The following is a 10,232-nucleotide window of genomic DNA, read 5'->3' on the forward strand; positions in this document are numbered from 1 at the left end:
GAGCCGCCTGCTGTACGAACGGGCAGGGGCCATGGTGGGAGCGTCCCTCACGTCAGAGCCTGCGCAGCGCACGCGACAGATGGGGAAATACCGCCAGCACGAACAGGTTGAGGCCCACGGCCCAGCCCACCAGCGGCTTCCAGCGCTCCCCGGAGATGCGCTTCGTGCCCAGGGCGACGAGCACCATCAGCACCGGCAGGAAGTCCAGGCAGAAGCGGTGCGAGTTCAGCTGAACGAAGCCGTTGTTGTAGTACAGCAGCATGTGCCCCAGGGCGAGGAGCACGCTCGCCCACGCGGCCCGCACCGGCACGGACGTGCCGCTGCCGCGCGCCGCCAGCGCCACGAAGACGAAGGGGCTGGCGATGGTGAGCGACGTGCCGATGCCGTCCACCGCGATGGGCTGGAGCTGGCGCGGCGCCGAGAAGATGAAGTGCGGCCCCTCCAGGAACATGCTGATGAAGTTGAAGGGCAGGTACGCCAGGTGGAAGAGCCCGTACTTCTCCACCCGCGCCTGGAGGTAGTCGCCCAGGGGGATGTACGCGTAGCCGGTGTCGAAGGGGCCCTCGAAGCGCGCGGCGTTGTAGGCCAGGTACACGAGCGCGCACAGGCCGAAGGCACCGAGCAGCCCCACGACCTGGAACAGCTGCCGCCGCCGCCCCGCCTCCTCGGCGCGCCGCCATAGCACGGCCAGCAGGAAGACGAGGCTGTAGACGATGAGCTGCCGCGACAGGAAGGCCAGCCCCACCCACAGCCCGACGAGCACCGCGCGCCCACGGCCAAGCGCCTCCGTCACCGCCAGTATCAAGAAGGTGCTGGCCACCACGTGCGCGAAGAACCAGACGCCGCTGCTCCAGAGCACGCAGGCCCAGAAGCCGGTACCCAGGAGGAACGCGCAGGTCATCCAGGCGCGCTCGCGAGGCCGCAGCTCCAGCCGCGTGAAGAGACGCCACAGGGACACGCCCGCGAGCAGCGACAGCAGCACGGCCACGCCGCGCACCGGCGCGCGCTCGGGTCCCGTCACCGCGACGACGGGCAGCAGCAGCGCCGAGGGGAACGGCGGGAAGGGCACCCACGCCTTGCCCTCGTGAAGCGCCAGGTCGTGCGGCCCCTGGGACACGTCCAGCCGGCCCTGGAGCCAGGCCTGGGCCTGGAGCGCGTACAGGTTGGGGCCATCCATCCGGGTCTTGAAGCTCACCAGCACCCCGACCACGAGCAGCGCCAGCAGCCAGGCTCCGGGGCTCTTCAAACGGGAGAGCAGCTCTTCACGCATGGAGAGCCGCCCTTATCCTTGGGGAGCCCCGCTCGGCAATGACGGACTGCGGCGGCTACCAGTCGCCCAGTGCCATCCCGAAGCCCACCGTCCACGACACCCCATGCGCCCAGTCCGCCCCGGGCGGCCGCAGCCCCTGGTAGAGCACCTCGGTGGTGGCGACAAAGGGACCGCCGAGTGACGCGTGGGCCCGCAGCCCCACCGGCACGCCCACGCGCGAGCCGCCCTCCCACGCGTACAGCCCCACGCCCACCGACGCCCGCAGGTCCACCCCGAGCGAGTACCCCGGCCGCCACGACCACAGCGGCGGCGACTGCACCGCCAGCGCCCACCCTCCCGAGGGATGGGGATGCGTGCCTCCCTCCAGCGCCCGCGTCCAGTCCACGGACAGGCCCAGGGAATGGGGCAACGGAAGCGCCGCGCGCAGGCCCGCGAGGGGCGCGGTGCCGCGCGAGTCCCGGCTGAGCCCGCCGAGCACCTGCAGCGACAGCTCGGGTGGGGGCCGGAAGCCACTCAGCGAGACGCCAGGCGCATCAGGCGCGGAGGCCTCGTCGAAGCGCTCCGCCGCCCACCGCAGGAAGGCCCGTGTGTACGCCACCGCGGAAGAAACTCGCGCATCCATGAAGGCGGCCGTGCCCGCCGGGTCCACGTGGTACTCGCGGCCCTTCCACCTCACCTTCGCCTGGCCGAACCCGTTGCCCACCGCGCCATAGGCGCCGAACGTGCCGGGAGCGCCGGCCCCGGGCTCGGCCCAGAAGGCGCTCCACGGAATCTCCGGCCCCTCCTCCGTGGCCAGCGACTGCGTGCGCACCGCGTCCAGCGTCTCGCGCGCGACCGCCTGCTGCGCGTCGACTCCGGACAGCGGCGTCACCTCGCGCGGAGCACAGCGCGCCAGCGCGTCGCGGATGCCCACGTCCTCGAAGCCATCCCCGAGCCCGTGCATCACCGGCACCACGTGCGGCGGCGAGGCCATGTCCTGGAGGTGGTGCGCCAGGTGGCCCGCGCGGTCCCACGCGCGCGACATGTCCCCGTGGCGGGCGGCCTCCATCGCCTCGTCCCAGAGCGCCCTCACGCGAGCATCCGAGCCCTCGCGCAGCGCCGAGTGGATGTGTCCCTCCGGCCGGTAGAAGTGGTGCCAGCCGGTCCACTTCACGTGGAGGTTGAGGTCCTCCGCCGTGGCGCCGTGCAGCACCCGGCCCCGGTATTCCTCCGCGACGACGCCTTCCAGCGCGGCCTCGGTGAGCGCGCGGTGGTCCTCCACCGAGAAGGCCTCCGCCGCACCCGGCGCGACGCCCGCGGCCAGCAACAGGGAGATGGGGAGGAAGCGCGTCACACGGTACATGGTAGGACAGGAGGAACCCGCGCCGCCGCGCACGCGTTCCGGGCCGCGGCTCCGGCGCGCCCTCCTTCCCACCAGCCGGGCGGGCGCTACGCGGCCTCCGCCTCGCCGGGCCGAGCCGCGTCGATGACGGCCAGGTGCGCCCGCGCCAGGTGCAGGTTGTCGTTCTGGAGCGGGTGGAAGGACGGCCGCAGGTACTCCTTCGTGCCGCGCCACATCACGCGCACCAGCACCGGGTCCTTCTTATGGGCGCGCCACAACTCGCGCAGCACGCCCCTCCAGCCCAGCCCCGGCTCCTGCCGCAGCAGCGTCACCGTGGCGCAGGGCCACATGGTGAGCAGCGCGAGCACGCCCACGACCATGCCCGCCACGCGCACCGCGTAGCCCGGAGCCACCTTGCGCAGCACCTCGAAGGCCACGGCCTTGTGCTCGATTTCCTCCGCCGCGTGCCACTCGATGAGCTGGCGCATCGCCGGGTGGCCGTCGGCGAACACGCCCAGCGTCAGCGTGTTCTCGCTCATCACCGCGGTGAAGTGCTCCAGCGCCGCCGTCATCGCCAGGCGCAGGGGCGGCGGTGAGTACCGGTCGATGAAGCCCCAGAGGAAGCGCTGGTACATCGCCATGAAGCCGGAGACGTCATAGCCCTGGGACTCCAGCAGCTCGATGTAGGCCTGGTGCTCGCGCGCGTGCTTGCCCTCCTGCGAGAAGAACGCCTTCACCTGGGCGCGCAGCTCGGGCGCGTCCTCCAGCCGGGGCAGGTAGTGATTCACGCTGCGCACGAAGAAGCGCTCGCCCTGGGGGAAGAGCAGGTTGAGCCCGTTCCACAGGTGCGTGGAGCCCGGTCCGTGGTGGTGCCAGATGCGGGGGAAGCTCGCGTCGAAGGGGAACTTCAGGTGGAGACGCGGGCGGATGCGTTCAGCGTCGGGAGGAGGAGCCATGCGGTGCTCGTGCATTGGGGCACCCGGGGGTCAAGGAGCGGTGGGAAGTGGCGGCCGGGCCCTGCGGGCCGCCTCCGGAGCGAGCGCGGCCCGGAAGGCCAGCAGCCGCTCGCGCGAGTTGAAGAGGCCGCTGCCCGCGAGCGCGGCGAAGAAGCGCTTGCGCGTGCCCGAGGGCGTCACGCACAGCACCTCCGTCACGCAGAGGGCCACGCCGCCCCCCACCGCGGAGATGGGCCGGATGGTGTTGAAGAAGAGGGGCGGATGCGCGGCCAGCGCCGCCTCGTCGTCCACCACGAGGGTGAGCTTGGACAGCAGCGCGTTGCCCCCCATCGTGGCGGCGATCTGCCGCAGCACGGGCGTGTACGAGAGGGCGTACGTGGTGAGCGCCGACACGCACCACGGGAGCGCGGGCGTGTAGAGCGCGGAGAGGACCCCCTCCAGCACCCCGCTCCGCCGCCGCGTCCGGGCCAGCACCGCCGACACCTGCTCCGGCGTCACCGGGCCCTCGCGCGTGCGGGACGGCACCACGGCGATGCTGATGCGCCGCCAGTCGCGCTCCACCGAAGCCGGCGCGTCCGGCAGCACCGGCGCCAGCAGCGTGGGGTTCTCGCATAACGGCAGCAGCCCCGCCCCGGTGCGCTCCAGCGCCGTCAGCATCGCGCAGCAGAGGTTCCGGAAGTCGAGCCGCTCCGGCAGCTCCACGCGCAAGAGCGGCGTGGCATCCCCGGGGCCGGTGAGCCACTCACCGACGTCCCCGCCCCCGGCGCGGCGCGGCAGCTCCCCGGCCAGGGCCCGCGACACGTCCAGCATCGCCGTGCCGTCCAGCACCAGGTGGTCGAAGCTCAGCTCCAGCGAGCCCGTCGTCCCATCCACCCGCGCGCCCAGCCACGCGCTCGAGGCCAGCAGGTGCGACGTCCAGGCGCCGCCGCCCCGCGAGGCGAGATCCACCACCACCTGCGGGCGCGGCCCGTCCCGCCGGAGCTCCGCCCGCGTGCGCACGGGGGCCGCCGCCAGCAGCCGGGCCACGTCCCCGGGCGTGAGCGCCGCGGCGTCCAGCGGCAGCCGCGCCACGCGCAGGCCGCCACCCTCCTGGGTGACGGCGACGGTGAGCACGCTCGGGTCCTCCACCGGCTGCCGCGCATCGAAGCCCTCGCGGCCGAGCCTCGCCACCCACACGTCCGTGGGCTGGTTGTGCCCGCGCTTCCGGTTGTCGCGGAGCCAGCGCGTCAGGCGGGCCAGCAGCGCGGAGACCCACGTGCCCCCGGTGGTGTCCACGCCCAGGGGCTGCACCGACATCGCGATGCGGCGCGAGCGCGGCTCGGTGGAGAGGAACTGCTCCCACGCCGTCAGCTCCGGCACCACGTCCGAGGCCCGCCGCGGCGGGAACAGGCGCCGCAGGCCGTCGCAGCTCCACACCAGCGTGGACAGCACGCCGCGGGTCACCGGGTGGAAGTGAGGGAACTCGTGCCCCAGCGCGGTCCGTACACGGACGGAGACGTCCACGTCGGGGCACACCACTGCCTGGAAGTGAGGTCCGGAGCCGTCCATGCCGAGCTGTCCAAGCGGTCACCGGGGGATGACCTGCTGAATCGGGCCGGCACTCTAACGGACACCGGACCTGCCCGGTCACTCCAGAACGCGATTTCTCTTGCAACCCTGCTTATGACTCCAGCTGTTACCGCATCGTGTCAGAGGGCGTCGGAGAAGCGGCCGCGGGCGAGGAAGACGTAGGCGTCGTCGATGAGGACCTCGGTGCCCTCCTGGGCGCGCCACCGGGTGATGAGCGCCTGGATGGCCTCGGGGGTGGCCGGCTCGCCGTTGCCCAGGGGCGGCTTCTCCACGAGCACCCAGTCATAGGTCCACTTCCCCGGGGGCTGCGGGCCGCCCACGGCGTAGACCTCGTCGCGCGCGGCCAGCGGGGAGATGAGGTTGCCGTTGAGCAGTACCCTGCCCTCGGGGTTCGCGGCGAGGACGTCCACCGCTCGGTGCACGCTGGCCAGCCGGCTCGGGTCCGCCGGGCAGATGGGGGGATTGGACGCGCGCGCCACGAGGGTGGGCACGAGCTTCTTCAGGCTGGTCTCGTTGGTGGTGACGAGCAGCAGGCCGGTGGCGACCACCACCCAGACGGGAGGCCGGCGTGCGAGCAGCAGCGGCAGGAGGCCCACGGCGACGGCGACGCTGAGCGGCGCGCCGTACTGGTGGCGCCAGGCCATGCCGAGGAAGCGGATGCCCAGCATGGGCAGCAGCACGAGGAACCAGGCCCAGTCGGGCTTCAGGCGCTCGCGCCAGGCCCAGATGCCCACGGGGAGGACGAGCACCGCGAGGGTGCCGATGCGGGACAGATGCTTCGGCGCCAGGCGCTCGGCGACGTAGGAGAGCAGCCCCGCGTCCAGGCCGCGCTTGAGCCGCGCGCCGTAGTCCTCCACGGGCCCCATCCACGCGGGCCGCACGACGTTGACGAAGCCGAGCCACGCCACCGCCAGCACCGCCACGCCCACCGCCAGCCGCCGGTCACCGCGCAGCCACAGGGCCACGGCGAGCATGAGGCCCACGAAGGGGAACTCCTCCTTGCAGGCGAAGAGGAGCACCAGCGAGACGAAGAGGAGCGCGGTCTTCCGGAAGTGGTAGGCGATGCCCAGCAGGACGAAGGGCAGCATCGTCCACGTGGTGGGGTGGATGGCGAACTTCACCGCGTCCGTGGTGGCGGGGCTCAGCAACAGGAACGCGCACAACAGCGTGGTGGACAGGCGGTCCAGCTGGCCGCGCGCGTGGAGCCACAGGATGGGCACCGTGGAGAGCAGGACGAGGAGCGTCTCCGTGACGACGGCGGCCCACATGGCGGACAGCACGGGGACGAGCGGCTTCGCCAGCCAGAGGATGGGGTCGAAGTGGTCGTTGAAGATGCGGACCTGGCGGGCGCTGAGCCAGGGGTTCGGGTCGTCGAGGGACATGCGCGCCAGGGCCTGGGTGTAGATGCCCAGGTCGTAGTGCGCGAAGCACAGCTGCGCGGTCTGGAACCAGACGGGCGTCACGACGAAGACGGCCCACAGCAGGAAAGGCGTGGCCAGCCCGAGCGCCTCGGCCACGCGTCGCGCGCGGCCAGTGCCGGGGGCTCCATCGACAACCGGTGAAGTCATGCCGCGCGGGCCGTTGCCGGCCACCCTCCTCGGAAGGGGCGCGACGATAGCAGGCGATGGGCGTTCACCTACAGGAACTCATCGACGACATAGACGCCTGCTCGGGAGAACTCGAGGATGGCGGTGCCGGGCTTGGAATCAGGTCGCTTCCGGAGCTGGCCTTTTCCCAGACGCGCCACGGCGCAGATGGGCACCCGGCTTCCCCTCGGCGGACGCGCGGCGTAGTACCGGATGACGACCTGCGGTCCACCGGTCCACACGCGTCCGTAGAGTCGGGTGGGTGATTCGAACGGCCCGAGGTCCTCATCCAACAAGCTCTCGACGGGGCCGTCATACAGCGTGATGGGACGGGCGTCGGTCTGGTTCGCGTCGAGTTCGACGATGGCTCCATCGCCCACGGACAGGCGCAGGTAGCCCATGGCCTTGAGTGCTTCCTCCGGGCACCGCTCGGGGCCGGGACTCCCATCCGGGCGAAGCGCCACTCCTCCGGTCGCGGTACCCGCACAACCGGAGGACATCGCGAGCAGGGCGGCGCAGCACAATAAAGCGGATTTATTGGAGGCCATGCCGCCGCTCTTACTCACGAGCAAGGCGGTGATCCAGCACCACGTAGCCCTGGCGGAGCCCGTCCTGCCTGAAGAACTCCAGGATCAGGTTCTCCGGACGTCCCTTGGAGAGGAACGCGCTTCTGTCCGCCACGAACGCGAAGGAGCCTGACTTCCCGGGTGGAATCTCGGGACGTTCGGCACGGAGCGCCACGGGCCGGACATCGCCTCCCTCCACCGTGCTGAGGCGGCTCTTGCTCAGGCGCCAGGAGTGCACCGGGTCGCGGTTCTTGATGTTGACGACCACCGCCGCCTTGCCCTTGCCCGAGTAGACCGTGACCATGATGTCCGAGTCCGCGTCCTCCACGAACCAGGTCTGCTTGGACTGGAAGAGGGTCTGCTTGCTGGCGCCGGAGACCAGGAGCGAGGCAAGCGCGTGGTCCGCGGAAGTCTCCTCGGTACGCAGGCGCTCCACTTCCTGTTCGAGCTGCCGCTTCTGCTGGAGTGTGTCGTACAGGGTCGAGAGCATGGCGTCGTAGCTCTCTCGGTCCTTGAACACGTTGACCTGTTGGTCGGGACGGCCCCAGGACTCCGGGGATGGCGGCCGGAGCAGGAAGGCGATCTCCGTGCCGTCGGCAAGCGTCACCAGCAAGGGAACATCTTCATCGGGGGCGAGGTCGCGAAGAGGCTCGATGACGACCTTCTTCCCACCCACGAGCAGCGGCTCGAATCGACCTTCCCAGCCCAGGAGCTTCGTTCGCGAGGGCTCACATGGCTGCTCGAACCGGAGGACGGTGGCAACCTGCCCGGAGACGTAGACGCGATGGGCGGATTCGCTGGGGTGCTCTGTCAGCAGGAGGGTTCGAACCGTGACCTTCTCCCGGTCCCGCGCCGTTGCCGTGGATGCCACGAGGACAAGAAGCAGGGCCAACTGACTGAGTAGGGGGTTCCGCATGGAGCTGATAACCTACCAGGGCGGCCGTTTGCGTCCAGCCGCAACAATCGGCATGGCTACCATCAAGGTGATTCGGACTCAGCACCAAGTCAGTGCACGGCTAGTGAGGAGCTACTTCGAACTCCGCAGCAACATGCGCATCCCGGACCGCTGGGTCTTGAACAGCCCCATTGATGAACACGGCCGGGAGGTGGACCCCTGGCAGTTCAACGAGGGCCGGCGCCTCGACCTGGACGCGCGGCTGCGCCTGCGCGTCGCACTCCCCGGGCGGGAGCTCGACTTCAGCCTCACAGGCCTTGGCATCGTGGTTGTGCACGAACGTGTCGCGCGAGTTCTAGAGCGCATGGGCGTCCGAGACGTGCAACTCATTCCCGTCGAGGTGGAGGGATGCAGCAGCGCGTACTTCATCCTCAGCGTCCTGAGCACCATCCGGTGCATCGATGACGCCCGATGCGAGGAAGTGCAGCACTGGAAGCCCGAGGATGGCCAGCCTGAGAAAGTCGGTGAGTATCGAGTCGTTGCCGGCATGCGCATCGATCCAACGCGAGTAGGAGACGCCCACCTCTTCCGCCCATGGGGTTGGTCAGTGGCACTCATCGTTTCCGACGAACTCAAGCGTGCCCTCGAGCACGAAGGCATCACGGGCACACGATTCATCGAGGTTTGACGGCACTGAAACGAGGGGCCCCCGCCACTCACACCGCCAGCTCTTCGCGAGCCTCGGGCTCCTCCTCCCGCACCCCGAGCCTCAGCAGCTCGGAGTAATGCGCGAGGCGCTGCCGGAAGCGGCGCTCGCTGCGCCCCCAGAACAGGAGGATGGAGCGAGACACGTCCTCGCCATGGCAGAGATAGATGCCGTACTCGTCCTTGCCGCCGAGCCAGTTCGGATGGTGGCGGTGTTCGATGCTCAGGCCGATGTAGTGCGACATGGGCTCGGTCCACGTCTGGCCTCGCAGGGCCCCGGCGCCGCGCTGCCGCACCTCCTCGGACGTCACCTCCACCTGCAGTCGCGTCAGCACACAGGCGAGGGTGCCGCCCACTCCGAGAAACCCACCACACCCGACGAGGACGAGCCACCACCAGGTCGTGAGGACCTCCGAGAGAGGCACCTTCTGGTCCAGCACGAAGGCCACCGGCAGCACGCAGAACAACGCGAGCACCAGCAGCGGGTAGACCACCTCGCCCAGCCAGGGCCGCCACGTGAAGCGCAGCGGCAGGTGGCGGCCCATGTCGACACTCGGCTGGGTGTTGGAACTCACCTCGAGGAATCGCATCGGTGGTGCCTCCCCATGCATTCGAGTGAAGACCGGGCTCTCCGGGATGACCATGATGCCACGTTTTGGCCACTTCCTGGATGGACCCCAGGTGGGATGTGAAGAACTGAAGCCTTGGGCCATCCGCACGCACGCCCGGTGGGGCCCGCGCGTCCCACCCACGAGGATGCCCGCGGGGGACTGGCCTCCGGAGGTGGGCTCTGGAAAGAATGCGCGCCCCATGAGCAACGAGCGCGTCATCTTCAGCAACACGGTGGACAGCCTGTACCGCAGGACGCTCGACGGAGCCCTGACACCGGAGCTGCGCGCCCGGCTGAAGGCGCTCGGCATGGACCTCGACGCGCCCCTGCTCGCCGCCTACCCCCATGCCGTCTGGGTCCAGTGCCTGGATGAAACCGGCCGCGCCCTCTACCCCGACCTCCCCCTCGACGAGGCCCGGCGCCAGCTCGCCCGGCGCATGATTGAAGGCTACGCGCAGACGGTCATGGGCGCCGCCGTGCTCGCCATGGCCCGCGTGCTCGGCCCCATGCGCTCGCTGGCCCGGATGACGCACAACTTCCGCAGCGGCAACAACTTCACCGAGACACGCCTCACCCCCGTGGGGCCCACCGCCGCCGACCTCTGGTTCAACGAGCCCGAGGCCACCGAGGGCTTCGTCGAGGGCGTCCTCGAGGAGGGCCTCCACCGCATCGGCGTGCGCGGCCTCACCCTCACCCGCACCCGCCAGGGCCCCGAGTCCTGCACCTACCGCGTCCAGTGGGACGACCCCTCCGC

At 70.5% G+C, this 10,232-nt stretch carries 10 protein-coding genes; 2 read left to right on the forward strand and 8 right to left on the reverse strand.

The genetic code is table 11. The features are described 5' to 3' along the window. Positions 1-52: 52 nt before the first annotated feature. The 7 genes from HG543_RS23180 to HG543_RS23210 all read right to left on the reverse strand — a co-directional run bounded on the left by HG543_RS23180 (position 53) and on the right by HG543_RS23210 (position 8,184). Positions 53-1,270: a glycosyl transferase family 39 gene (locus HG543_RS23180; protein WP_246357237.1), complete on the reverse strand. Its 1,218-nt coding sequence runs from the start codon at positions 1,268-1,270 to the stop codon at positions 53-55. 55 nt (positions 1,271-1,325) lie between these two features. Further along, entirely contained in the window at positions 1,326-2,612 is a 1,287-nt protein-coding gene (locus HG543_RS23185; RefSeq protein ID WP_169347014.1) for a phospholipase C/P1 nuclease family protein, read from the reverse strand. An 86-nt stretch (positions 2,613-2,698) separates the two neighbouring features. Further along, positions 2,699-3,547, reverse strand: coding sequence for a metal-dependent hydrolase (locus HG543_RS23190; RefSeq protein WP_169347015.1), 849 nt, complete (start codon positions 3,545-3,547; stop codon positions 2,699-2,701). Between the two features lie 30 nt (positions 3,548-3,577). Beyond that, on the reverse strand, positions 3,578-5,095 hold the full coding sequence (locus HG543_RS23195) for a hypothetical protein (protein WP_169347016.1): 1,518 nt from the start codon (positions 5,093-5,095) through the stop codon (positions 3,578-3,580). Positions 5,096-5,235: 140 nt separating this feature from the next. Further along, positions 5,236-6,684 (reverse strand): DUF2079 domain-containing protein, encoded by a 1,449-nt coding sequence (locus HG543_RS23200; protein WP_169347017.1) that lies wholly within the window; start codon positions 6,682-6,684, stop codon positions 5,236-5,238. 68 nt (positions 6,685-6,752) lie between these two features. Then, on the reverse strand, positions 6,753-7,250 hold the full coding sequence (locus HG543_RS23205; protein ID WP_169347018.1) for a serine/threonine protein kinase: 498 nt from the start codon (positions 7,248-7,250) through the stop codon (positions 6,753-6,755). Between the two features lie 10 nt (positions 7,251-7,260). After that, on the reverse strand, positions 7,261-8,184 hold the full coding sequence (locus HG543_RS23210) for a DUF2381 family protein (protein WP_169347019.1): 924 nt from the start codon (positions 8,182-8,184) through the stop codon (positions 7,261-7,263). Between HG543_RS23210 and HG543_RS23215 the strand changes: the two genes are divergently transcribed. Continuing rightward, positions 8,183-8,851, forward strand: a complete 669-nt coding sequence (locus HG543_RS23215; RefSeq protein WP_343073417.1) for an imm11 family protein — start codon at positions 8,183-8,185, stop codon at positions 8,849-8,851. The two genes, HG543_RS23210 and HG543_RS23215, sit on opposite strands and share 2 nt — an antisense overlap. Before the next feature lie 28 nt (positions 8,852-8,879). Here HG543_RS23215 and HG543_RS23220 read toward each other — a convergent pair whose 3' ends face one another. Then, complete coding sequence (locus tag HG543_RS23220) at positions 8,880-9,458, reverse strand: hypothetical protein (protein ID WP_169347020.1); 579 nt, start codon at positions 9,456-9,458, stop codon at positions 8,880-8,882. Between the two features lie 220 nt (positions 9,459-9,678). On the opposite strand from HG543_RS23220, the gene HG543_RS23225 reads away from it, so the two are divergent. After that, positions 9,679-10,232: DUF2378 family protein (locus HG543_RS23225; protein WP_169347021.1), on the forward strand; the 554-nt coding region annotated here is incomplete at its 3' end.

It is taken from the genome of Pyxidicoccus fallax (assembly GCF_012933655.1).
GTDB lineage: Bacteria > Myxococcota > Myxococcia > Myxococcales > Myxococcaceae > Myxococcus > Myxococcus fallax.